The sequence below is a fragment of the Pseudomonas sp. FG6 genome (assembly GCF_057809015.1).
Genome location: NZ_JBMDJD010000017.1, coordinates 15,047 through 38,529 on the forward strand (window position 1 = coordinate 15,047; position 23,483 = coordinate 38,529).

General features: G+C 63.0%; 17 protein-coding genes. 9 read left to right on the plus strand and 8 right to left on the minus strand.

The window, feature by feature from the left end; genetic code table 11:
• Nucleotides 1-96: 96 nt before the first annotated feature.
• The 3 genes from ptrR to ACODSJ_RS13185 all read left to right on the plus strand — a co-directional run bounded on the left by ptrR (nucleotide 97) and on the right by ACODSJ_RS13185 (nucleotide 2,097).
• Complete coding sequence (ptrR, locus tag ACODSJ_RS13175) at nucleotides 97-990, plus strand: putrescine utilization regulator PtrR (protein ID WP_489102140.1); 894 nt, start codon at nucleotides 97-99, stop codon at nucleotides 988-990.
• 153 nt (nucleotides 991-1,143) lie between these two features.
• Nucleotides 1,144-1,272: a PA1414 family protein gene (locus ACODSJ_RS13180; RefSeq protein WP_003198971.1), complete on the plus strand. Its 129-nt coding sequence runs from the start codon at nucleotides 1,144-1,146 to the stop codon at nucleotides 1,270-1,272.
• A 162-nt stretch (nucleotides 1,273-1,434) separates the two neighbouring features.
• Nucleotides 1,435-2,097, plus strand: coding sequence for a tRNA-uridine aminocarboxypropyltransferase (locus ACODSJ_RS13185; protein WP_489102141.1), 663 nt, complete (start codon nucleotides 1,435-1,437; stop codon nucleotides 2,095-2,097).
• 108 nt (nucleotides 2,098-2,205) lie between these two features.
• Here ACODSJ_RS13185 and ACODSJ_RS13190 read toward each other — a convergent pair whose 3' ends face one another.
• The 3 genes from ACODSJ_RS13190 to ACODSJ_RS13200 all read right to left on the minus strand — a co-directional run bounded on the left by ACODSJ_RS13190 (nucleotide 2,206) and on the right by ACODSJ_RS13200 (nucleotide 7,286).
• Entirely contained in the window at nucleotides 2,206-3,570 is a 1,365-nt protein-coding gene (locus ACODSJ_RS13190) for an HlyD family type I secretion periplasmic adaptor subunit (protein ID WP_489102142.1), read from the minus strand.
• A gap of 174 nt (nucleotides 3,571-3,744) precedes the next feature.
• Nucleotides 3,745-5,904 (minus strand): type I secretion system permease/ATPase, encoded by a 2,160-nt coding sequence (locus ACODSJ_RS13195; protein ID WP_489102143.1) that lies wholly within the window; start codon nucleotides 5,902-5,904, stop codon nucleotides 3,745-3,747.
• A 26-nt stretch (nucleotides 5,905-5,930) separates the two neighbouring features.
• The gene (locus ACODSJ_RS13200; RefSeq protein WP_489102144.1) at nucleotides 5,931-7,286 is read right to left on the minus strand and encodes a TolC family outer membrane protein; all 1,356 of its coding nucleotides are present in this window, start codon (nucleotides 7,284-7,286) and stop codon (nucleotides 5,931-5,933) included.
• 453 nt (nucleotides 7,287-7,739) lie between these two features.
• Here ACODSJ_RS13200 and ACODSJ_RS13205 point away from each other — a divergent pair, with 453 nt between their 5' ends.
• Nucleotides 7,740-13,394: a retention module-containing protein gene (locus ACODSJ_RS13205; RefSeq protein ID WP_489102145.1), complete on the plus strand. Its 5,655-nt coding sequence runs from the start codon at nucleotides 7,740-7,742 to the stop codon at nucleotides 13,392-13,394.
• A 195-nt stretch (nucleotides 13,395-13,589) separates the two neighbouring features.
• Here ACODSJ_RS13205 and ACODSJ_RS13210 read toward each other — a convergent pair whose 3' ends face one another.
• Together ACODSJ_RS13210 and ACODSJ_RS13215 are read right to left on the minus strand one after the other, a co-directional pair.
• A complete protein-coding gene (locus ACODSJ_RS13210) occupies nucleotides 13,590-13,985 on the minus strand; it encodes a YbaN family protein (RefSeq protein WP_489102146.1) in 396 nt (131 codons plus the stop codon).
• An 8-nt stretch (nucleotides 13,986-13,993) separates the two neighbouring features.
• Nucleotides 13,994-14,581 carry a YecA/YgfB family protein gene (locus ACODSJ_RS13215; protein WP_489102147.1) on the minus strand — a complete coding sequence of 196 codons (588 nt, stop codon included), beginning with the start codon at nucleotides 14,579-14,581 and terminating at the stop codon, nucleotides 13,994-13,996.
• A gap of 415 nt (nucleotides 14,582-14,996) precedes the next feature.
• Between ACODSJ_RS13215 and recQ the strand changes: the two genes are divergently transcribed.
• From recQ to ACODSJ_RS13235, 4 genes are all read left to right on the plus strand, one after another.
• Nucleotides 14,997-17,123 (plus strand): DNA helicase RecQ, encoded by a 2,127-nt coding sequence (gene recQ, locus ACODSJ_RS13220; RefSeq protein ID WP_489102148.1) that lies wholly within the window; start codon nucleotides 14,997-14,999, stop codon nucleotides 17,121-17,123.
• Nucleotides 17,124-17,241: 118 nt separating this feature from the next.
• Nucleotides 17,242-17,676, plus strand: coding sequence for a MarR family transcriptional regulator (locus ACODSJ_RS13225; protein WP_489102149.1), 435 nt, complete (start codon nucleotides 17,242-17,244; stop codon nucleotides 17,674-17,676).
• Nucleotides 17,677-17,786: 110 nt separating this feature from the next.
• A complete protein-coding gene (locus ACODSJ_RS13230; protein ID WP_489102150.1) occupies nucleotides 17,787-19,823 on the plus strand; it encodes a FimV/HubP family polar landmark protein in 2,037 nt (678 codons plus the stop codon).
• A 197-nt stretch (nucleotides 19,824-20,020) separates the two neighbouring features.
• Nucleotides 20,021-20,308 carry an Rdx family protein gene (locus tag ACODSJ_RS13235; protein WP_489102151.1) on the plus strand — a complete coding sequence of 96 codons (288 nt, stop codon included), beginning with the start codon at nucleotides 20,021-20,023 and terminating at the stop codon, nucleotides 20,306-20,308.
• Here the strand turns inward: ACODSJ_RS13235 and ACODSJ_RS13240 are convergent.
• Both ACODSJ_RS13240 and ACODSJ_RS13245 read right to left on the minus strand, forming a co-directional pair.
• On the minus strand, nucleotides 20,302-21,192 hold the full coding sequence (locus ACODSJ_RS13240) for a DMT family transporter (RefSeq protein WP_489102152.1): 891 nt from the start codon (nucleotides 21,190-21,192) through the stop codon (nucleotides 20,302-20,304). The genes ACODSJ_RS13235 and ACODSJ_RS13240 overlap by 7 nt on opposite strands.
• 103 nt (nucleotides 21,193-21,295) lie before the next feature.
• The gene (locus ACODSJ_RS13245) at nucleotides 21,296-22,045 is read right to left on the minus strand and encodes a helix-turn-helix transcriptional regulator (RefSeq protein WP_489102153.1); all 750 of its coding nucleotides are present in this window, start codon (nucleotides 22,043-22,045) and stop codon (nucleotides 21,296-21,298) included.
• A 135-nt stretch (nucleotides 22,046-22,180) separates the two neighbouring features.
• On the opposite strand from ACODSJ_RS13245, the gene ACODSJ_RS13250 reads away from it, so the two are divergent.
• Nucleotides 22,181-22,996, plus strand: coding sequence for a UDP-2,3-diacylglucosamine diphosphatase (locus tag ACODSJ_RS13250; RefSeq protein WP_489102154.1), 816 nt, complete (start codon nucleotides 22,181-22,183; stop codon nucleotides 22,994-22,996).
• Nucleotides 22,997-23,026: 30 nt separating this feature from the next.
• On the opposite strand, the gene ACODSJ_RS13255 is transcribed toward ACODSJ_RS13250, so the two are convergent.
• Nucleotides 23,027-23,338 carry an Mpo1-like protein gene (locus tag ACODSJ_RS13255; RefSeq protein ID WP_489102155.1) on the minus strand — a complete coding sequence of 104 codons (312 nt, stop codon included), beginning with the start codon at nucleotides 23,336-23,338 and terminating at the stop codon, nucleotides 23,027-23,029.
• Between the last annotated feature and the right edge of the window lie 145 nt (nucleotides 23,339-23,483).

Genomic DNA, 23,483 nt, shown 5'->3' on the forward strand with positions numbered 1-23,483 from the left:
TCTCCAGCGTTGAGGCGATGACCGTCAGGCTAGAATCGATTGACTTTCATTAAAATTGAATAATAGTGAGTAACTTGTTCTTTTTTGGAGAATGTCGTGGAGTTCAGCCAGTTACGGATTTTCAAGGCGGTGGCCGAGGAAGGCTCCATCACCCGGGCTGCCGAGCGTTTGCATCGGGTGCCGTCGAATTTATCGACCCGCCTCAAGCAGCTCGAGGAGCAGTTGGGCGTGGACCTTTTCCTGCGTGAGCGTCAGCGCTTGCAGTTGTCGCCAGCGGGAAAAGTCCTGTTGGACTATGCGAGCAAGTTGTTTGCCCTGCACGATCAGGCCTATGCCGCCGTGCAGGGCGGCCAGCCAGCCGGGGAGTTCGTGCTGGGGACGATGTACAGCACGGCGGCCATTCACTTGCCGGACCTGCTGTCGGCGTATCACCAGGCTTACCCGGCGGTGAGTTTGCAGGTGCAATCCGGGCCCAGCGGCGAATTGCTGGAAGGCTTGCTCACCGGGCGTCTGGACGCTGCGTTGGTGGACGGACCGCTGGAACTGTCGGGGCTGGACGGTGTGCCCTTGTGTGACGAGCGGCTGGTGCTGATTGCCGAGGCCGGTCACCCGCCGGTGCGCAGCGCGCTGGATGTGCAGGGCCGCTCGGTGTTCACGTTTCGCCGCGGTTGTTCGTACCGCATGCGCCTGGAGGCGTGGTTTTCCCATGATCACGCGACCATGGGCCGGGTCATGGAGATCGAGTCGTACCAAGGGATGCTGGCGTGTGTGATCGCCGGCTCCGGGGTGGCGTTGATGTCGGAGTCGATGCTCGCCAGCCTGCCGGGCCGGGAGCGGGTGACCGCCCATCCGCTGGCCGAGCCGTTTGCCAGCGCGACCACCTGGCTGATGTGGCGCAAAGGCATGGTCGGGGCGAACTTGAACGCCTGGATCGAGTTGCAGCAGCAGGCGTGGCCGCGAGCCCCCGGGCTGACGGCGCAATCGGCTTGAGCGATCGAGTGGAACGGCGGGTTTTGGATTTGGATCAATTCAGTAACAGATCATTGCAAACTGGGACGAGCATTGCGCAAGACATCGGACTATTATCACAGCGAAGGGGCCAGAGCACTCTGCCGCTCGCATCACCCTTGAGGGGGCACCACGATGAAAGAGAAAATCCAGAACTGGCTTCATGACCTGGGTGTCGCGCTAGGCTTGATCGAGCCGCCGATGCAACCGGTCCCGATCCGCACCGATGACGAGCAACGTCGCCGTCAACCGCGCCGCCGGTAAACACCACAGGATATTGGAGAGATCGCAGTCTTCGACCGTTTCAAACGAGACGGCCGAAGACTGCGATCTTTTTTATGGGCGCAAGAACCTGTATCCCTCGCCACAAAAGCGCTGTCGATCCTTCCATGATTTGCTCAAAGCTCAACTGAATCAGGCCTGACCATGTCTAGAACCCAATGCCCGCGTTGTCTCAGGCCGCAAAGCCATTGCCTCTGCCAGCTGATCCCCAACCTCGACAGCCGCACACGGGTCTTGCTGCTGCAGCACCCCAGCGAAGTGAACCATGCTTTGAACACGGCCCGGCTGGCGGCGCTGGGGCTGGAAAATGCCGAGCTGATCGTGGGTGAGGTGTTCGAGGATCTGCCCCGGTTGCTCCAGCAGCCGGGCTATCAGGCGCGACTGTTGTTTCCCGCCGATGATGCGCAGCCGCTGCACGCCTATGGGCCCAGCGACGAACCGCTGCTGTTGGTCGTGCCTGACGGCACCTGGCGCAAGGCGCGCAAGTTGTTGCACCTCAATCCGCTGCTGGCGGCGCTGCCGCGGGTGACGCTGGCCGAAGGTGGCGTGTCGCGCTATCGCTTGCGCAAGGCGCCGGGGCCGGGGGCGTTGTCGACGGTGGAGGCGATTGTCCAGGCGCTGCAAACCCTGGAGACACCGACCAGCTTCGAGCCGTTGCTGCGGCCGTTCGAGGCGTTGATCGAGGGACAGATTGCGGCGATGGGGGAGGAGACTTATCAGAAGAATCATGGAGGGTCTAGCAGTACCTGTGGCGAGGGAGCTTGCTCCCGCTCGGCCGGTCCGACGCCTCGGGCGAAGCCGTCGTAAAACCTGTCCACGCGATCTACCCTGATGTACCGAGGTGAATGGTTTTGGGGCTGCTGCGCGGCCCAGCGGGAGCAAGCTCCCTCGCCACAGGGTTAACGTGAGTCCGGATCAACGCTCACGCATCGCCTCGGTCCGCGCTTTCAACACCGGCTTGAGCAAGTAATCCAGGACACTTTTCTCCCCGGTGATGATATCCACCGTGGCCACCATCCCCGGGATGATCAGCAAGGGTTTCACATCCCCGCCCAGGTGGTTTTTGTCGGTGCGCACCTGGATCAGGTAGAAGCTGTTGCCCTTGTCGTCGGTGATGGTGTCGGCGCCGATCAGTTCGAGTTTGGCGCTCAGCCCACCGTAGATCGTGTAGTCATAGGCGCTGAACTTGACCATGGCCTTCTGGCCCGGGTGCAGGAAAGCGACGTCCTGGGGGCGGACCTTGGCTTCGATCAGCAGGTTGTCTTCCAGGGGCACGATTTCCACCATGTCGCTGCCAGGCTGCACCACGCCGCCGATGGTGTTGACCTTCAATTGCTTGATCACCCCGTGCACCGGCGAGACCACGGTGGTGCGGGACACGCGGTCGTCGATGGCGATGCTTGAAGCGGTGATCTTCGACAGCTCCGTGCGTTTCTCGTTGAGGTCCTTGGCCGCGTCGGAGCGGAAGGTCTGTTCCGATTCGTCGATCTTGCTCTTGATCTCGTTGATCGCCGACTCGGCCCGTGGGATCGCCAGGGTGGTGGCATTGAGCGAGCCGCGGATCTCCACCGCGCTACGCTTGAGCCGCAGGATCTCCACCGGGGACACCGCACCGGTGCTGACCAATGGGGCAGACATGTTCATTTCTTCCTGCAACAGGGCCAGGCTGGAACTGAACTGGCCTTGTTTGGAGCGAAACTCCGCCAGCTCCTGGGTTTTCTGCCGCAGTTGCTCGGTCAGGGTCCGTTGCTCGCTTGCCAGGCGCCGTTGCCGCTGTTCATACAGCGAGCGCTCGCCCTCGGCCACTTGCGGGGCCTTGCTGGTGATTTCGGCGGAGATCTGGAGCGGCCGGCCTTCTGCTTCTGCCGACAGGCGCTCGACCTGCGCCATCAAGGCGTACCGATCGGCCTCGCTCTCGCCCTTGTTCGACAGAAACCGCGTGTCATCCAGGCGCAGCAGGGTGTCGCCCTTGTTCACCATCTGGCCTTCGCGCACGAAGATTTCGGTGACGATGCCGCCCTCCAGGTTCTGGATAACCTGGACCTTGCTGGATGGAATTGCCTTGCCTTCGCCGGTGGTGACTTCCTGCAAGACCGCCAGTCTGGCCCAGACCAACCCGCTGACGATCAATCCGGCGGCCAGCCAGACGGTGATGCGTGAACGGCGGGGCGAGTCTTGCAACGTGGCCCCGGCTGTTTCCGGCATGAACTCGCTCTCGGCGCTTTTGCTGAAGCTGCCGAAGTAGCTGCGGGTGACTGGGTCGGGTGTTTGAGCGGACATGGGGCGGTACCCGTTGGTTAGAAAAAATAAAGCCCAACACATTCCTGTGGCTCGGGAGGATTACCTGTGGGAGCAAGGCTTGCCCGCGATAAAGCTGATGCGGTCTTACTGGAACCGAGGTGCCTGCATCGCGGGCAAGCCTTGCTCCCACAGATGTGCTGAAGTTGGAGCGGGTTATACCGCCGCAGACCCCACCCGCCCTTTGCGCAACGCCTCGATCACCGCTTCCTTCGGCCCGTCCGCGACGATCCGGCCGTTGTCCAGCACCAGCAGCCGGTCCACCAGGCTCAGCATCGAGGTGCGGTGGGTGACCAGCAGTACGGTCTTGCCTTGGACGCGGGCGTGGAGTTTTTGCCGCAGGACGTCTTCGCTGCTGTTGTCCATGGCGCTGGTGGGCTCGTCGAGCAGCAGGATCGGCGGGTCGAGCAGCAACGCCCGGGCCAGCAGCACGGCCTGGCGCTGGCCGCCGGACAGCAGTTGCCCGCGCTCGCCCACCGGACGGTCGAAACCTTGGGGGTGTTGGCGCGCCAGTTCGGTGACACCGGTCAGTTCCGCCACTTCCAGCATGCGCGCGTCGCTGATGTAGCGTGCCCCCAGCGTCAGGTTGTCTCGCAGGCTGCCAGCCAGCAGTGGCAGGTCGTGGGCGACGTAGCCGATCTGTTGGCGCAGGTCGGCGACGTCCAGTTGCCGCAAGTCCAGGCCGTCCAGCAGCAATTGGCCTTCCTGCGGTTCATGGAAACCCATCACCAGGCGCGCCAGGGTGCTTTTGCCCGAACCGCTGCGACCGATGATGCCGACCCGTTCGCCGGGCTTGAGGCTGAAGCTGATATTGGCCAGTGCCGCGGCGTTCTGGCCGTTGTAGTGAAAGGTCATGCTGCTGACGTCCAGAGCGCCTTGCAGCTGGGTGTGATCCAGCGGCCTATGACTGGCATCGCGCTCCTGGGGCAAGGCCATCAGGGCGTCGGTGCTGCGCATGGTGAGTTGGGCCTGCTGGTAGCGGGTGATCAGCCCGGCGATCTGGCCCAGCGGTGCGAGCACCCGGCTGCCGAGCATGTAGCTGGCCACCAGCGCCCCGACGCTCAGGTTGCCGGCGATGATGCTGTAGACCCCGGCGACGATGGTGGCCATGCCCGCCAGTTGTTGCAGGAACAGCGTGCCGTTGGTCGCCAGCGCCGAGAGATTGCGCGCGTGGCTGTCCAGGCGGGTGAGGGCGCCGTGGGTGCTTTCCCATTGATGCTGGCGTTCGCTCTCGGCGCTGCACGCCTTGAGGGTTTCCAGGCCACTGAGGGTTTCGATCAGCAAGGCTTGGCGCTGGGCGCCCAGGGCCAGGCTTTTTTGTACGGTGTCGCGCAGGTGCACCTGGATGATCATCGCCAAGGCAATGGTGATGGGGAAGGTCACCACGGGAATCACCACCAGCCAGCCCCCGAGCAGGCCGATCACCACCAGCATCAGCAGGGCGAAAGGCAGGTCGATCAGGCTGGTGAGGGTCACGGCGGTGAGAAACTCGCGCAGGCCCTGGAAGTCATGGATGCTCTGGGCGAAGCCGCCGATGGTCGCCGGCTTGGCCTTCATCGCCATGCCGGTGATGCGCTCGAACAGGGTGGCGGAGAGAATCACGTCGGTTTTCTTGCCGGCGGTGTCCAGCAAATGGGCGCGCACCACCCGCAGGACCAATTCGAAACCGGTGCCGATCAGCAGCCCCACGACCAGTACCCACAAGGTGGACGTGGCCTGGTTCGGCACCACGCGGTCGTAGGTTTGCATGACGAACAGCGGCACCATCAGGCCTAGCACGTTGATCAGCAAACTCGCCAGGATGGCGTCACTGTACAGCCAGCGCGACAGCTTCAAGGTGTCGCGAAACCACGCCTCGACCCGCGGCACCAGCGGCGCGCGCAGATCTTCCAGCTCATGACGCGGCCGGGCGAACAGGGCCTGGCCGCTGTAGTCGGCGGCCAGTTCATCGCGGCTGACCCATTGCTCGCCGCCATCGGCCTCGCTGGGCAAGATCAGCGCCTGGCCGTCCTCGCCCCAGCGCCGCAACACCGCACAACGGCCCCCGGCCAGGATCAGCATGACCGGTAGGTTGAGCGATGAGATGGCCGCCAGTTCGCGACGCAACACCCGTGCCTGCAAGCTGGCCCGGGCCGCTGCGCGAGGCAGCAGGTCCAGGCTCAAGCGTTGGTGCGCCATAGGGAGCCCGGCGCTCAGGCTGGCGCGGCTGGCCGTCGCGCCATGGAGTTTGCAGAGGATCAGCAGGCCGTCCAGCAAAGGGTCATCGAAATTCAGCCGCGGGTCGGCGCCAGGGCTTGCGGTTTCCATGCTGGTCACAATGGCTCACTCCCATTTTTGGGGGGCTACTTCAGTTCGGGCAGCCGTGCCTGGTTCTTGACCTCGGTCTGGGCAATCGTTTCGGCCGGCAGGACGATCCGCTGCTTGCTCAACAACTGCCCCATGTTCGCCAGCAGCCGATACATCGAGAACTCCTCGGTGTAGCGCACTTCGGTGTAGCGACGGTTGGCGTTGTACAGCTCGTTCTCGCTGTCGAGCAGGTCGAGCAGGGTGCGCTGGCCGAGGCCGAACTGGTCCTGGTAGGCGGCGCGTACCCGGGCGGTGGTGTCGGCGTATTCGCGGGCGGTGGGGGTCTGCTTGCGGGCGTTGAGCATCGCGTTCCAGGCCAGGCGCGTGTCTTCGTTGAGCTGGCGCAGGGCGTTGTTGCGAATGTCCATGGCCTGGTTGATCTGGTGGGAATTGGAGGCCAGGCGCGCCTTGTCGCTGCCGCCGCGGAACAGGTTGTAGTTCATCACGATGCCCACGCGCCAGGTGTTGTCATGACCTTCTTCACCGCCGATGTTGTCGTTGGCACCCACCGCCGCCTCGGCATCGAAACGCGGGTAGAACGGTGACTTCGCCACTTCGTACTGGCTCTCGGCGGACTGGATGTCAGCCTGGGCCGATTTCAGGTACGGGTTGTTATCCACCATGCTTTGCTGGGCTTCGCGCAGGTCGGCGGGGATTTCCCCTTTGGTCGAGGGCGGCGCTTCCAGCTCATCGGGCATGCGCCCGACCACGCTATAGAAGTTGGCCTCGGCGTCGGCCAGGTCCACCTCGGCGGTGTCGTAGTTGTTTTCCGCCAGGGCCCGACGGGCGTTGGACTGGTCGGCGTCGGCGGTGCTGCCCACGCCCCGCTGGGTGCGCAGGCCGATCTGGTCGTTGACCCGCAGGTGCGCTTGCAGGTTGTTCTTGGCCAGGGTCACTAACTCGCGCCGCTTGAGCACTTCCAGGTAGACCTCGATGGTGCGCAGTGCCAGGTCCTGGGCGGTGCCTTGCGCGTAATAAGCGCGAGAGTTGACCACGCCTTTGGTGCGCTCCACTTCATTGGCGGTGTTGAACCCGTCGAAGATCATCTGCCGCAGGCGCAGCTCCGACTGGGTGTACGTCAGGACATTGGTGTGGTGATTACCCGATGAGCGGGTAGTGGGGCTGTCGGTATAGCCGCGCCCGTAGCCGGCGTTCAAATCCACCGATGGGAAAAAGCCCCCCCTGGCCACCTTGACGTCCTCATTGGCCGACAGGCGACTGTCCACCCGTTGCGCCAGCTCCGGGTGGGTGGCGATGGTGCTCTGGATCGCTTCGGTCAAGGACATGGCCTGCGCGCAAGAGCAGGCCGTGGCCAGTAGAACCGCGCTGCAGAGGGGGTGTAGAACGCGCATGGGGTGCATCTCCTTAGGTGTGTATTGCAGGCTTGTCGTCAAAATATTGGCGAAGTTAAGATCAAAACCGTTTCAACCTTGTAACAACACAGCTAAGAACATCCTGCGGGAAACCTAAGAAGAATTTTTCATAACACCTATGTCGAAAAAAACTTATGTGCTCGGAAAAAAGCGGCACATTGTTCAGAGCGAAAGCCTTTGAATCTGCGGGTTCTGACGGCTTTTAGGCGTCAATAAAAGTTCCTTTGAAATTTACGAGTGACGTGAAGAAGTGCCGAAAGGGCAACATGGGAACGGGGTTTTGGTGACGGTTTTTTGTCACTGTGGCGAATGGCTAGTGCATTCCAACCCCGCGAAAACTGGCAGATTTTCCAGCTTTCCTGGCGCCATCCTGAGCACGGTTTTCTTCACCCAGACAGGCGCCGACTGCGGTTGGCAGCGGAGGAAATGCACATGGCAGCGCTCATCGGTACCGTCAGCAAAGTGGTGGGGCAGGTTTTCGCAGAGGCGGCAGGCGGTCTGCGGCGGCCTCTGGTCGAAGGTGATCGACTGTACGCTGGCGAACACCTGATCACCGGTGCCGAAGGGGCCGTGGCCGTGCATCTGAACAACGGCCATGAATTGACGCTGGGGCGTGAAAGCGATTTGACGCTGACCCCACAGTTGCTCGCCAACCAGGCACCTCATGCCGACACGCCCGACGCGGCGACTCCCAGTGATGCCCAACTGACCGATGTGCAGAAACTGCAACAAGCCATCGCCGCCGGTGCCGACCCGACTCAGGCCGGCGAAGCCACGGCTGCAGGCCCCGGGGCGGGAAATACTCCCGGTGGCCTGGGCGGTGGTCACAGTTTTGTATTGCTGGAGGAGGTAGGAGGCCGGGTCGAACCGCAGATCGGTTTCCCCACCGCCGGGTTCAATGGGGTACCTGAGTTCCCCGAGTTGCGCCCGGCGGTTGCACCGGACAACAACGGCAACGACGGTACCGTGCCGCCGGTGACGCCTCCCGACAACCCCGTGACCCTCGGCGGAGTCGACGTGGAAGGCGGAGAACTGACCACCCATGAAGCCAACCTGCCTGATGGTTCGGCCAGTAATCCAGGCGCGCTCGTGCAAAGTGGTACCTTCACGGTGTCCGCTCCTGACGGGCTGAGCAGCCTGAGCATCGGCGGCGTCAGCGTGATTGCGGGCGGCGTACCCACAGGCTTTGCGCAAACCATCACCTCGGCGCTGGGCAACACGCTGACCATTACCGGTTACGACCCGGCCACCGGGGTGGTGAGCTACAGCTACACCCTGACGGGTGCCGAGACCCACCCCACCGGTGGCGGTGCCAACAACATCACCGAACAGTTCCCGATCGTGGCGGTCGACAGCGACGGTGACAGCGCCACCGGAACCCTGGACGTCAACATCACCGACGATGTGCCTCAGGCGATCGACGACAGCCACCCCAGCACCGCTTCGGAAGCCCTGGTCACCCTCACCGGCAATGTATTGCTCAACGACCACCAGGGCGCCGACCGTATCCCCACCGGCCCCGACAGCGGGCCGATCATCGGCGGTACGTTCACGGGCACCTACGGCACCTTGGTGCTCAATCCCAATGGCACGTACACCTACACGCTCGACACCAGCGATCCGCAATTCGTTGCGCTGCATGGCGGAGGCAGCGGCACCGAGACGTTCACCTACACTCTGACCGACGCCGACGGCGACACCAGCACTGCGAACCTGGTGCTGCAGGTGCATAACAATGACGATCCGGTGGTGTTGGTGGGGCTTGATGCGGAAGGCGGTGAACTGACCATCCAAGAGAAAAACCTCAGCGACGGCAGCAGCCCGAACGCCTCGGCGCTGACCCAGAGCGGCACCTTCACCGTCACCGCATTGGACGGCGTACAGACCCTGAGCGTGGGTGGCATCAACGTGGTCACGGGCGGCGTGGCCGCTGGCTTCCCGCAATCTATCACCACGGCGTTGGGCAACACCCTGACCATCACCGGTTACAACGCCAGCACTGGCGTGGTCAGCTACAGCTACACCTTGCTGGACAACGAAGCCCATCCCAATGGCAACGGCGCCAACAGCCTCAGTGAGCACTTCACGGTGGTCGCCACCGACGACAACGGCACCATCGCCACTGGCAATCTCGATGTGAACGTCGTCGATGATTTGCCGAAAGCCGTGGACGACAGCAACGCCAGCAGCGCGTCGGAAACCCACCTGACCCTGACCGGCAATGTCCTGAGCAACGACACCCAAGGGGCGGACCAGGTTGTTTCCGGTCCCGTCACGCCGGGCACCTTCACCGGCACCTACGGCACCCTGGTGCTGAACGCCGACGGTTCCTACACCTACACCCTCAACAGCGCCGACGCCGATTTCAAAGGTTTGCACGGCGGCGGCAACGGCAGCGAAACCTTTGCCTACACCCTGACCGATGCCGACGGCGACAGCAGCACCGCGAACCTGGTGCTGCAAGTCCACAACAACGACGATCCAGTGACGATCACCGGCCTCGACACCGAAGGCGGTGAACTGACCGTCCAAGAGAAAAACCTCAGCGACGGCAGCAGCCCGAACGCCTCGGCGCTGACCCAGAGCGGCACCTTCACCGTCACCGCGCTGGACGGTGTGCAGACCCTGAGTGTCGGTGGCATCAACGTGGTCACGGGCGGCGTGGCCGCTGGCTTCCCGCAATCTATCACCACGGCGTTGGGCAACACCCTGACCATCACCGGTTACAACGCCAGCACTGGCGTGGTCAGCTACAGCTACACCTTGCTGGACAACGAAGCCCATCCCAATGGCAACGGCGCCAACAGCCTCAGTGAGCACTTCACGGTGGTCGCCACCGACGACAACGGCACCATCGCCACTGGCAATCTCGATGTGAACATCGTCGATGACCTGCCCACAGCCCATGCCGATTACGCCTCGGTGAACGAAGGTGAAATGGTTAGCGGCAACGTGCTGGATAACGATGTGGGCGGCGCCGATGGACCGGCCGTGACGGGGGCGGTCATTGGTGTGCGTGCGGGCAGCGATACGTCAACCTCGGCGATTGGTGGCCTCGACAGCCAGATCAACGGTACTTATGGCTACCTGACCCTGGACGCCAATGGCAACGCGGTCTATCACAGCAATCCGAACAGTGTCAGCGCTGCGGATGCCACCGACGTGTTCACCTACACCGTGCGCGATGCCGATGGCGACGAAAGCACCACCACACTCACCATTGATGTCCATCAGAACTGCCTCGTCGCCGCGTCCGACCAGGAAATCAGCGTTTATGAAAAAGCCCTCGACCTTCACCAGGATGGCCAGGACCTGGCCCCCGGCACCGTCGCCGGCAGCGACCCGAGCGATAGCGGCGAAACGGCCAGCGGCAGCCTTGTCGGCTCGGTGAGCAATGCCGTCGGCGCCGTGACCTTTACCTTGGTGGGCAGTGCCACGGGAGCCTACGGCCAGTTGTTGCTCCACCCCGATGGCAGCTACACCTACACCCTGACCTCGCCAGCCACGACAACACCCAGCGCCAACGACGGTCCGAACGTGCTGAGTGAAAGCTTCACCTACAAGGCCACGGATTCGCTGGGCAACACCGCCACCAACACCATCGTCATCAACATTGTCGACGACATGCCCAGCGCCGTTGCGTCCGAGCGTTCGGTGACGGCGGTGGAGGTCGATTCGAACCTGCTGATCGTGCTCGACGTGTCCGGCAGCATGGCCGACCCTTCCGGCGTGGCGGGGCTGTCGCGGCTGGACCTGGCGAAACAGGCCATCAGTGCCTTGCTCGACAAATACGATGACTTGGGCGAGGTGAAAGTCCAGCTCGTGACGTTCAGCAGCAGCGCCACCGACCAGACCTCGGTGTGGGTGGATGTGGCGACCGCCAAGACACTCCTCACCAGCCTGTCGGCGGGTGGCGGCACCAACTACGATGCGGCGGTAGCGGCGGCCAAGACCGCGTTCGTCACCTCCGGGCAACTGACCGGGGCGCAGAACGTCGGTTACTTCTTCTCCGACGGCAAGCCGACGTCGGGCCAGGAAACCGGCGCAGCGGATGAAGCGGCCTGGAAAGCCTTCCTCGACGCCAACGGCATCAAGAACTACGCCATCGGCCTGGGCAGCGGCGTCAGCAATGCCAACCTCGACCCGTTGGCCTACGACGGCAGCACCCACACCGACACCAATGCCGTGGTGGTCACCGACTTGAATCAGCTCAACTCGGTGCTCTCCGGCACTGTGCAAGGGGTTCCTGTCACTGGCAGCCTATTGGGCGAGGGCGGCTCGTTCGGCGCCGACGGTGGATTCGTCAAGAGCCTGGTGGTCGATGGCACCACGTACAGCTACAACCCTGCAGCCAATGGCGGGCAGGGCGCGCTGACGGTCAGCGGAGGGGCCGACCATGGCAGCTTCAACACCGCCGACAACACCCTGAGCATCGCCACCGCGCATAACGGTACCCTGGTGGTGAATCTCGACACGGGCGAGTACAGCTACACCTCCCAGACCACCACCAGCACGCTGATCACCGAAAGCATCGGCTACACCGTCAGCGACAATGACGGCGACCTGGCCAATTCCAACCTGGTCATCAAGGTCGTGCCCAACAGCCCGCCTGTGGCCGTGGACGACAACGTCATCACCAACGTGCTGTCGGGCAATATCGTGGTGCCGGGGGAGCTGCTGCTGGGCAACGACAGCGACGCCAACGGCGATCCGCTCACTGCCACGCCAACCAGCTTCAACATCGGTTGGACGGCCAAGGGGGGCGACTTCACCGGCAGCACCGGCACGGTCAGCTTCACCGGCAACAATGTGCAGTCGATCAACCTCGACCGCAGCACCTTCGTCGCCAACGCCGTGAGCATGACGGCGGTGTTGGTGGTCAGTGGAGCGCTGGGGGCGGTGTCCAACAACAATGCCAACGATGAAGACCGGCTCAATATCAGCCTCAAGCAGGGCGAAACCCTGACCCTGGACCACAATCTGGCGGCCGGGCATATCACCCTGGAATACTCACTCAACGGCGGGCCTTTCATCGCGATTGCCGACGGCGCCTCGTTCACTGCGGCGGCCGATGGCGATTACCAGATCCACGTCACCAACATCCCCAACCCGGGCAATGGCAACGTCAATGGCGCGGAAAATTACCAACTGACCCTGACCGTCAACTACGCGGGCGCCCAGGACAGCACGCCGGACTATCACGGCACCTACACCGCCAGCGACAACCACGGCGGCAGCGACAGTGCGGCAGTGGGTATCACCTACCAGGCCGGCCATACCCTGACGGGCACCAGCGGGGACGATGTGCTGTTGGCCGGCAGCGGTGACAACACCCTCAATGCGGGCGACGGCAACGACATCCTCAGCGCGGGTTCAGGCAACAACACCTTGCACGGTGGGGCAGGCAATGACTTGCTCTACAGCGGCACGGGCAACGACCTGCTCGACGGCGGCACTGGCAACGACACGGCCAGCTATGTCCACGCGACGGCCGGCGTTACCGTCAACCTGGGGCTGTTGGCCGCGCAAAATACCTTGGGAGCGGGCACCGATACCCTGACCGGCATCGAAAACCTCGTCGGCTCGAACTTCAACGACACCCTCACCGGTGACGGCGCCAACAACCGTATCGACGGTGGCCTGGGTCATGACGTACTCAACGGGGGTGGCGGCGACGACCTGCTGATCGGCGGCCTGGGCAATAACACCCTCACCGGCGGCAGTGGCGCCGATACCTTTCAATGGCACGCCGGCAACAGTGGTCACGATGTGATCAGCGACTTCACCCCAGGCGTGGACAAGCTCGACCTGTCCCAATTGCTGCTCGGGGAAAACGGCAGCACGGCGTCGCTGGACGATTATCTGCACTTCACCGTTACCGGCAGCGGTGCATCGGTCGTGACCAGCATCGACGTCAGCGCTACCGCCGGTGCTACGCCGAGCCAGACCATCGACCTGGCCGGCGTCAACCTCGCCAGCCATTACGGCGTCACCCCCGGGGCCGGCGGTCTGGTCGCCGGGGCGGATACGGCGACGATCATCAACGGGATGCTGAACGATCACTCGTTGAAGGTGGACACGGTGTGAGCTGAACTGAAACGACAAAACCCGCCATTCCCAGGTTGGAAATGGCGGGTTTTTGTGACGAGGGAGGCTATTCCTCGGGTTGTGGGAGCAAAGCTTGCTCGCGATGGCGATACTCGAGATCGCTATCGCGGGCAAGCCTTGCTCCCACAGATCTTGCCAACAGGTGCAGCGCTGTCGCCGGCAAGGTCTGTGTTCTCAGGATTTGCGCAGTGTCTTTTGCCGGAGGATATAAACCGTCACCAACACCGCACTGGTCAGCATGAACCCCCGCGCCCACGGTAGGGGTACCAGGTAGCAGGAGAGGAGGATGCTCGCCCACATCAGGCCGATGGCGTAGACCTTGCCCTTGAGCGGGATGCCGTTGCCGTTGAGGTAGTCGCGGATCCACGGGCCGAGGCGGGGGTGCCCGACCAGCCATTGATAGAAACGCGGCGAGCTGCGGGCGAAGCAGCCTGCGGCCAGCAGCAGGAACGGCGTGGTGGGCAGAACGGGGAGAAAGATGCCGATGACCCCCAGCACCACGCTCAGCCAGCCGATGGCCAGCAGAGCGTAACGCAGGATCAGCGGGCGATTGCCAATGGGCGTCGACACCCGGGCACTCAGTGGTGACGAGGCTTGAGGATCGCCGGTTTCTCGTCCGGGGCGTTGCACAGCAAGTACAGGGCCGTGAGGGCTTCGGGGATCTGGACGATCATGTCGTCCATCAGGTTCGCGTCCGCGGCGATGTCGGAAAACTCCGGTTGCTCGTCGAACAGGCCGGAACCGACCATGATCGGCAGCAGCATTTCGCTGACTTCCTCTTCGGCGGTCTCGAACCAGGCGGCTTCGCGCAGGAATACCCCTTCCATGAAGCCGATGCACCAGCCGCGCAGTTCCGAATCGTCCGGTTCGTCACCCAGGTCCAGTTCGCACGGCAGCTCGAACTCCTCGTCGGAGGCCAGTTGACGGGCGATGTGGGCCTTGAGGCCGACCAGCGTGGCTTCGATCTCGGTGCGTTGGGCTTCGTCGGTGTAATGCGGCTCTTCGGCGAACAGCGCGTCGATCCATTCACGATCGGGCACCTGCTCGGAGCAGATCGACAGGGCGGTCAGATAGCCATGAGCGGCCACGTAATCCAGCGCCTCTTCGTGCAGCTCATCGGCGTCGAGGAAGACTTGCAGGCGGGTCAGTTGCTCAGCGAAGGACATTACGGGCTACCTTGGGGGAATAAACAATGCAGGAATTCTAGGCCTTCTTGAGCGCCCAGGCCAGCCGCGTGGAGTATTTGCCTGCTGCATAGGTGCCGGGGCCGGACACATCTCACCTGTGGCGAGGGAGCTTGCTCCCGCTGGGCCGCGCAGCGGCCCTGTCTTTTGGGGTCGCTTCGCCCGAAGCGTCGGACCGTCCCAGCGGGAGCAAGCTCCCTCGCCACAGGACCCTTGCTCAAATCGGCACCTCTGGTCAGCAACCCCCTTCGCAACGAAGCCCTCGGGTATACTGCCGCGTTTTGTGATGCCCTGCGGCGTCCCGGCGGTTCGAAATGCGCACTTACGATTTGCCGGCACAGCGTTTGTGATTCTGAGCCAGCCTTGCAGGGATGTTTCGGTGATTTTTGGAGTTTCTATGCTCGAACAGGCTCAACGCGTCCTCAAGGACATCTTCGGCTACGACAGTTTCCGTGGCCGTCAGGGTGCCATTATTGAGCGCGTGGCCAGCGGTGGCGATGCCCTGGTGCTCATGCCCACCGGCGGCGGCAAGTCCTTGTGCTACCAAGTGCCGGCGTTGTTGCGCAATGGCCTGGCAGTGGTGGTTTCGCCGCTGATCGCCTTGATGGACGACCAGGTCGCGACGCTGGAGGAACTGGGCGTGGCCGCGGCTTCGCTGAACTCCACCCTGAGCGCCGAGCAGCAGCGCGACCTGGCAGCACGGATCAAGCGGGGCGAAGTGAAGATGTTGTACCTGGCGCCCGAACGCCTGGTGCAGCCGCGCATGCTGGCGTTTCTGCAAAGCCTGGAAGTGGCCCTGTTCGCCATCGACGAGGCCCATTGCGTGTCCCAATGGGGCCATGATTTCCGCCGCGAATACCTGCAACTGGGGCAACTGGCCGAACTGTTCCCCGACGTGCCGCGCATCGCCCTGACCGCCACCGCCGACAAGCGTACCCGTGAGGAAATCGTCGAGCGCCTGCATTTGCAGGAAGCCGAGCGGTTCCTGTCCAGCTTCGACCGGCCCAATATCTTCTATCGCATCGTGCCCAAGGAGCAGCCGCGCAAGCAGTTGCTGGCGTTCCTCGGCGAGCGGCGCAGCGATGCCGGCATCGTCTATTGCCTGTCGCGTAAAAAGGTCGATGAGGTCTCGGCGTTCCTCTGTGAACAGGGGTTCCCGGCGCTGCCCTATCATGCCGGCTTGCCCAACGACCTGCGGGCCTACCACCAGAAGCGTTTCCTCAACGAGGAAGGCCTGATCATGGTGGCCACCGTGGCGTTCGGCATGGGCATCGACAAGCCCAACGTGCGCTTCGTCGCGCACCTGGACCTGCCCAAGTCCCTCGAGGCGTATTACCAGGAGACCGGACGTGCCGGCCGTGATGGCTTGCCGGCCGATGCCTGGATGGCCTACGGCCTGCAAGACGTGGTGATGCTCAAGCAGATGCTGCAGAACTCCGAAGGCGATGAGCGCCACAAGCGCCTGGAGCAGCACAAGCTCGACGCCATGCTCTCGCTGTGCGAAGAGACCCGCTGCCGCCGCCAGACCCTGCTGGCCTATTTTGACGAAGATATGCCCCAACCGTGCGGGCATTGCGACAACTGCGTCGACGGCGTCGAAACCTGGGACGCCACCGAGCCGGCCCGCCAGGCATTGTCGGCGATTTTCCGCACCGGCCAGCGTTATGGCGTCGGGCACCTGGTGGACGTGTTGCTGGGCAAGGACAACGAGAAGGTCCGCAACTTTGGCCATCAGCACCTTTCGGTATTCGGTGTGGGCAAGGCCCGCAGCGAGGGTGAATGGCGCTCATTGTTCCGCCAACTCGTGGCGCGCGGCCTGGCCGATATCGACCTGGAAGGTTACGGCGGCCTGCGCCTGAGCGAGCATTGCCGGCCCTTGCTCAAGGGCGAGGTCACCCTTGAGCTGCGGCGTGATCTCAAGCCCGCGACGGCGGTCAAGAGCAGCAAGAGCCAGGCCAGCCAACTGGTGCGTGGCGAGGAGCGCGATCAGTGGGAGGCCCTGCGTGCCCTGCGGCGCAAACTGGCCGAGGAGCACGGCGTGCCGCCCTACGTCATCTTCCCCGACTCCACCTTGCTCGAAATGCTCCGTAGCCAACCCACTTCCCTGGCACAGATGGCCCGGGTCAGCGGCGTGGGCGCACGCAAGCTGGAGCGTTACGGCGAGGCTTTCCTCCAGGTGCTGGGGGGCGAGGGCGAGGCGCCGAAAGCGGTGGCCGATGTCCGCCACGAATTGATCACCCTGGCCCGGGCCGGCATGACGCCGGTGCAAATCGCCGGGCAATTGCAATGCTCGGAAAAAAACGTCTACACAATGCTGGCCGACGCTATCGGCCAGCAGCAATTGTCGCTGGAGCAGGCGCTGGACTTGCCTGAAGACTTGTTGGGCGAGGTGCAGGATGCCTTTCTGGATGGCGAGGGCGAATTGCCCTCGGTATCGGAAATCGCCGAGCTGTTTGCCGGTCGGGTACCGGAAGGGGTCCTGTATTGCGTCAGGGCTGCGTTGCAATCGGAATTTGAAGTCTGATCAGTCAGTTACCTTCCTTTAACGATTCAGTGCGGAACGAGCCTTGCTTGAATCCAAAGCTCATGCTTAGCTGACTAATAATTAGTTTTTCTCTATTTCAGATCTGATGAGTTTTTTTATGCCGTTAACCGATCAACACCGCTTTGGCATGCAACTGGCGCAAATGTCTCGTGGCTGGCGTGCCGAGTTGGATCGTCGCCTGGCCGGGATGGGCCTGTCCCAGGCGCGATGGCTGGTGCTGTTGCACCTGGCCCGCTTCGAACAGGCGCCGACCCAGCGCGAATTGGCCCAGAGTGTCGGCGTCGAAGGGCCGACCCTGGCTCGATTGCTCGACAGCCTGGAAACCCAGGGGCTGGTGCAGCGCCAGGCGGTGGCGGAAGATCGTCGGGCCAAGAAAATCGTATTGTGCGCCCCGGCCCGACCGCTGATCGAACAGATCGAGACCATCGCCACGCAATTGCGTCGAGAGTTGTTCGAGGGTATCGACGAGGCGGATATGCGCGTTTGCATGCGGGTCCACGGCATCGTCCTGGCCAATCTGGAAAAATCCTGAGGCATATCCGTGGCATCAGACTTTTGTGATTCGGCGCGTAGCGAACTATAACCAGTAACAAGCCTCGTATTGGAAGCGTTTCGCTCAGTCCGTAATCGAAAGGGATGCCCATGTTTGGAAGTTTGCAGTCCACGTTGCGCCGTTGGGCCAGCGTGTCGGTTGTCGTGGGGGCCTTGGGGTATACGGCTTTGGCCTCGGCGCTGGGGTTGGGGGAGATCACTCTTCATTCTGCGCTGAACCAGCCGTTGCGCGCCGATATTGCTCTGGTCGATGTGGCCGGGCTTGGCGAGGGCGAGCTGTCGGCCAGCCTGGCGAGCCCGGACGATTTCAATCGAGCCGGTGTGGAACGGGCGTTCTTTCTCAACAGCCTGCGCTTTACCCCGGTGCTGCGCGATGGGCGCAGCTTCATTCGGGTGACCTCCAGCAAACCGGTGGAGGAACCGTTCCTCAACTTCCTGGTGCAGGTCAATCAGCCCAGCGGACGCGTATTGCGCGAATACACCGTGCTCATCGATCCACCGGGCACGCCGGGTGTCGTGCCGGTCGCCGACGAGCCTTCCGCAGCGTCCCAGTCGTCGATACCGCTCCAGCCTGCGTCTGCCATCAAGCCGCCTCCGGCTGCACAGGGCAAGCGTTACACCGTGGTGCAGGGGGACAACCCCTGGATCATCGCCAAGCGCCTGCATGACGCCGGCAGCAACGCCTCGGTCAATGAGCTGATGCAAGGGATAAAAGCCTTGAACCCTGGCAGCGATCGACTCGCCATTGGCCAGCGTCTGTTGTTGCCCGATTCTGCCGTGTTGCCGGTTTCTGCCGCACCGGCGCCAGGGCCTGCTGCCGTTGCGTCCGATGAGCAATTGGCCGCCAGCGTCATACAGAACCAGCAGCAACAGAAAACCATCGACGAACTGCAAGCCCGGCTCCAGGCACAGGACGAAGAAATCGCCGCGCAGCGCAAACAGATCAGCGAGTTGCAAGCGCGGTTGGCCGAGACCGCACCGCCCCCCGTTGCGGCGGCGCAACCGCAGGCCGAAGCGGCTGGCGCCGTGCCCGCCCCGAGCGAGCCACCCGTCGAGGCGCCGGCTGAGCAGGCCGAGGAGATCGACTGGCTGTGGATAGCTGGACTGGCGGGCCTGCTGGCGCTGGTCGCGCTGCTGCTGTTGATTCGTCGTCGACAGCAACAGCAGGCCGACGCGCAGCCGATCGCCGAGCAGTCCGAACCCATGCTGGAAGATGACGCCGAGGACTATGCCTCGACCAGCGACACCGAGCGCCCCGAGATCGCCTCATCGTTCAACAACGGGGACGCGCCCTCGGGCGATGTGCTGGAGGGCGTCGGGATTTACCTGACCTATGGTCGTTTTACCGAAGCGGCTGGGTTGTTGCGTGCCGCCTTGCTGGCCGAGCCGGAGCGTACCGACCTGGGCCTGAAGTTGTTGGAAGTGCTGGGCAAGCAGGGTGATGTCATCGGTTTCCAGGCCCAGGAACAGCATTTGTCGGCCCAGGGCGTCGCCGCCTCGACACTGGAGGAGGTGCGCGCACGCTACCCCAGGATCAATATTATCGCTGCTCCCGGCGTGGCCACCGCGCTACCTCTGGCGGCGGTTCCAGCGCTTGCACCGGAACCCGAACTTCAGCCTGAGCCTGTCCTTCAGCCTGAGCCTGAGCCTGAGCCTGAGCCTGACCTTCAACCTGAACCGGAAGCCCGGTTGTCTCACGACGAGTTCGAGCTAGACCTGGACGCACTGTCCCTGGAAACCAGCTGGGACCTGGCAGGCCCCCCGGACACCCCGGTGGAAAAAAGCGCCCGCAAGCCTGCCCCCGATGCGGGCGAGGAACTGTCCCTCTCGGGCCCTGACGAATCGGAACTGCAATGGGGCGCACCGCTGGAAACCGAGTCGCTGGACGACGCTTTCCTCGATGGCTTCGCCGATGAAGAGCAGTCGCTGGAGCTCGAGGCGTTGCCATTTGAGCCCATCTCCCTCGAACCTCAGGCGCCAGAGCCGTCGATCAAGCTGGAGCAGGCACAGAACTGCATCGATGACGGGGACCTGAAAACCGCCGTCGCGTTGCTTGAAGAACTGCTCCAGGAAGCGGATGACCCTCTCAAGGAGACCGCCCGGGTACTGTTGGCTGGGATTCGCTGAAAACGGCTCAAAGCACGCTGCCCGCTGTGGGAGCAAAGTTTGCTCGCGATGATAAGGGCGGCCCATTCAACATCGATGCAAGCTGACCCATCGCTATTGCGAGCAAGCTTTGCTCCCGGTTTGTGCTGTTCACTCGGGAGTGTTCGGACAAAGGCCGGTATCATGGCGGTGCCTTCGAACCCGGGAGTTCATCTGCAATGAGCGAACACAAGCCGCAAGTCGTCATCACCTACTGCACACAATGCCAATGGTTGCTGCGTGCCGCCTGGCTCGCCCAGGAGTTGCTCAGCACCTTTGGTGACGATCTGGCCGCGGTTTCGCTGGTGCCGGGTACAGGCGGGGTGTTCCATATCAGTTGCGATGGTGCGCAGATCTGGGAGCGCAAGGCCGATGGTGGTTTTCCCGAGGCCAAGGTGCTCAAGCAGCGGGTTCGCGACCAGATCGATCCGGAGCGGGACTTGGGTCACAACGACCGGGTTCAGTGAGACGGCGCTTCGGCGCCCACCCCGGTTTTCCTCGACCCGGCCAGTTGGCTTGAGACCACAATGGCGACGATGATCAGCACGCCGCCCAGCAACATGCGCAGTGTCGGTTCTTCACCGAACAGCAGCCAGGCCATGGTGATACCGTAGATCGGCTCCATGGTGAAGACCACCGCCGCGGTCCGGGCCTTGATCACCGCCAGGCTGGCGACGAACAGGCTGTGGGCCAGGCCCGTGCAGAACACGCCGAGTAACCCGATCCACAGCCAGTCGAGCGGGCGCACGTCACCCAGTTGAGGCGCAGCCATGGGCAACAGGCATGCCGCCACCACGACGTTCTGGCACAGCGCTGCCTGCACCGGCGGCACGTGTTCGGCGCTGGCGCGGTTGGTCAGCGACAGCAAGGCGAACAATAGCCCCGAGGCCACGCTCCACAAGAGCCCGGTGGTGGCGCCGCTGGCCAGGTCGAAGGCCGGGGTGACCAACACCAGGCCGATGCTCACCAACACCACCAGGAGGACTTCGTTGGCGCGAATGCGCTCGCGAAAGATCAGCCCCTCGAGCAGCACGGTAAAAGCCGGGAAACTGGCGAAGCCGAGTGTGGCGATCGCCACCCCGGCGATTTTGACCGACAGAAAGAAGCTCACCCAGTGTCCAGTCAACAGCAACCCGCCCAGCAGCAGGCGCTTGAGATCCTGTGTCCGCAATGTGCGCCAGCGGGCACGGCTGGCGAACTGGGCGAACACGGCCAGGGCGAGCACGGCGAAGACGGCGCGACCGAAGACGATGACCGTCGGCGAGGCGGCGGCGAGTTTGCCGAATACACCGGTCAGGCCAAACATGAGTGCGCCGATGTGCAGGGCGCCGAGGGCGGTACGGGGCGTCATTGCGATCCTTGTGAAACGGTTGAACGTCGAGGTATTGAACCCGTTGCCCGCCGTTTTTGTCTGTCGCGATCCTAGCGATTTTTAGCGCGGATCTAGCGGGGACCTAGCGCGAGCGTCGCAACTTGCCCGGCGAGGTGCCAAACTCACGCAGCACGGCGGCGGCGAAGGCGCTCTGGGAGTTGTAGCCGACCCGGTGGGCGATTTCGCCGATGGGCAGGTCCGAATCGCGCAGCAGCGTCACGGCCTTGTGCAAGCGGCGGCTGCGGATGTAGTCCATCGGGGTTTGCCCGCACTCAGCGATGAACCGGGCGTGCAGCCGGGCACTGGAGAGGCCGGCGACCCGCGCCAGGTCCGCCACTTGCAGGGGATAGGCGGCGTTCTGGTCGATGTGGGCGTTGAGCGCGGCGTAGGGCAGGCGCCGGCCACCGTTTGTTTCCTGGCGAGCGCCATTGAGACTCGCCAGAAGCAGTACAGCGCCTTGCTGGGCGATCAGCGGATCGTCCATCGGGCTGCCCGCCAGCCAACTGACCAACTGGCTTTGCCCCGCATCCAGGGGCAGGCGCGCGGTGCCGTCAAGCAAGCGGCGGCTGGCGTCGGCGTGATCGCCCAGGCATTGTCCGACCCAATCGTCACTGGGCACGTCCAGCACCAGGCAACGGCTGCCGTGGGGGCTGCCGCAAGCGTGATGCGCACCGGCGGGAATCACCACGAAGCTCTGCTGGACCACTTGGCTGCCGCACCCCTCGACCTCGAAATCCAGCGCGCCGGACAGCCCGAACACCAGCTGGGCATGCTCATGGCTGTGGACGATCAGGTCGTGGCTGTAGTGGCGCAGTGTGAGGATCGGTCTCATCGCGGTCTCCCGTGTCAGGCCGCCAGCATACACCGAGGGCACGACGCCCCGCGCTGTCATGTAATGGACTTGTGTTTGTCATGGGCCATTAACCGCTGCGGTGCACAGTGGCAAAAACGATCAGAGGGTTGCCCAATGACCAGTGCCGAGCTCGCCAGGCCCAGCCGTAAACAGCGTGTTCGCACCCTGTGGATTTCCGATGTACACCTGGGTGCCCGGGATTGTCAGGCCGAACACTTGTCGCAGTTTCTCAAGGGCTACCAGGCTGACCGGATCTACCTGGTAGGCGACATCATCGATGGCTGGAAGCTGCGCGGCGGCATGTATTGGCCGCAAGCCCACACCAACGTCATCCGGCGCCTGCTGACCATGAGCAAGCGCGGCACCGAGGTGATCTACGTCACCGGCAATCATGACGAATTCCTGCGCCGCTACTCGAAACTGATCCTGGGCAATATCCAGTTGGTAGACGAAGCGGTGCACGTGACTGCCGACGGTCGGCACCTGCTGGTGATCCACGGTGATCAGTTCGATGTCATCACCCGCTATCACCGCTGGCTGGCATTCCTCGGCGACTCGGCCTACGAGTTCACCCTCACGCTCAATCGCTGGCTCAACCATTGGCGGGCGCGCTATGGCTATGGCTACTGGTCGTTGTCGGCGTACCTCAAGCACAAGGTCAAGACCGCCGTCAGTTTCATCAGCGATTTCGAAGAGGCCATCGCCCACGAATGCGTGAAGCGTGAGCTGGATGGCGTGGTCTGCGGGCACATTCACCATGCCGAAATCCGCCAGGTGGGCGAGGTGGAGTACCTCAATTGCGGCGACTGGGTCGAATCGTGCACGGCGTTGATCGAGCATTGGGACGGCTCGATCGAACTCTACCGGCTGGCGGACGCCCAGGCGCGAGAGGCGCAGCTCAAGGCAGTGAAAATCGCCGAGCCGGCATGATCGTCACGCAGGCACTTTTTCCTACAAACCCTAGAACGCCACCTTGCCTGCCAACATGTCGCGATACATGACGAAATCACCGAGCAGGCTGTAGAACGGATGCTGGAAGGTGGCCGGGCGGTTCTTTTCGAAAAAGAAATGTCCGACCCAGGCGAAACCGTAGCCGGCCACAGGCACGGTGAGCAGCCACCAGCCGCTGCCGACCGTGAGCGCCACGGCGAAAATCAGAATCACCAGGGAAGTGCCCACGAAGTGCAATCGTCGGCAGGTGCTGTTGCTGTGCTCGCTCAGGTAATAGGGATAGAACTCGGCGAACGTATTGAATGTTCGGGTGTTTTCCACGACTGCAGGCTCTGTGGTGGTTGTTCGGGTGAGTTTTTGCATTTCAACGGCTTGATTGAAGTCTAGAAGGATCATTCACAACGGCCAGTGACAATGGGCGCCAGTCTAGTGTCCTGTCTTACGGTTGACGCTGTATCCTTCGCAA

Excerpts from the sequence above, each read along its gene's own strand:
- recQ (WP_489102148.1), top strand. The coding sequence starts at position 14,997 with ATGCTCGAACAGGCTCAACGCGTCCTCAAGGACATCTTCGGCTACGAC.
- ACODSJ_RS13200 (WP_489102144.1), bottom strand. The coding sequence starts at position 7,286 with ATGCGCGTTCTACACCCCCTCTGCAGCGCGGTTCTACTGGCCACGGCC.
- ACODSJ_RS13180 (WP_003198971.1), top strand. The coding sequence starts at position 1,144 with ATGAAAGAGAAAATCCAGAACTGGCTTCATGACCTGGGTGTCGCGCTA.
- ACODSJ_RS13240 (WP_489102152.1), bottom strand. The coding sequence starts at position 21,192 with ATGACGCCCCGTACCGCCCTCGGCGCCCTGCACATCGGCGCACTCATG.
- ACODSJ_RS13190 (WP_489102142.1), bottom strand. The coding sequence starts at position 3,570 with ATGTCCGCTCAAACACCCGACCCAGTCACCCGCAGCTACTTCGGCAGC.
- ACODSJ_RS13235 (WP_489102151.1), top strand. The coding sequence starts at position 20,021 with ATGAGCGAACACAAGCCGCAAGTCGTCATCACCTACTGCACACAATGC.
- ACODSJ_RS13185 (WP_489102141.1), top strand. The coding sequence starts at position 1,435 with ATGTCTAGAACCCAATGCCCGCGTTGTCTCAGGCCGCAAAGCCATTGC.
- ACODSJ_RS13215 (WP_489102147.1), bottom strand. The coding sequence starts at position 14,581 with ATGTCCTTCGCTGAGCAACTGACCCGCCTGCAAGTCTTCCTCGACGCC.
- ACODSJ_RS13225 (WP_489102149.1), top strand. The coding sequence starts at position 17,242 with ATGCCGTTAACCGATCAACACCGCTTTGGCATGCAACTGGCGCAAATG.
- ACODSJ_RS13250 (WP_489102154.1), top strand. The coding sequence starts at position 22,181 with ATGACCAGTGCCGAGCTCGCCAGGCCCAGCCGTAAACAGCGTGTTCGC.
- ACODSJ_RS13245 (WP_489102153.1), bottom strand. The coding sequence starts at position 22,045 with ATGAGACCGATCCTCACACTGCGCCACTACAGCCACGACCTGATCGTC.
- ACODSJ_RS13205 (WP_489102145.1), top strand. The coding sequence starts at position 7,740 with ATGGCAGCGCTCATCGGTACCGTCAGCAAAGTGGTGGGGCAGGTTTTC.
- ACODSJ_RS13230 (WP_489102150.1), top strand. The coding sequence starts at position 17,787 with ATGTTTGGAAGTTTGCAGTCCACGTTGCGCCGTTGGGCCAGCGTGTCG.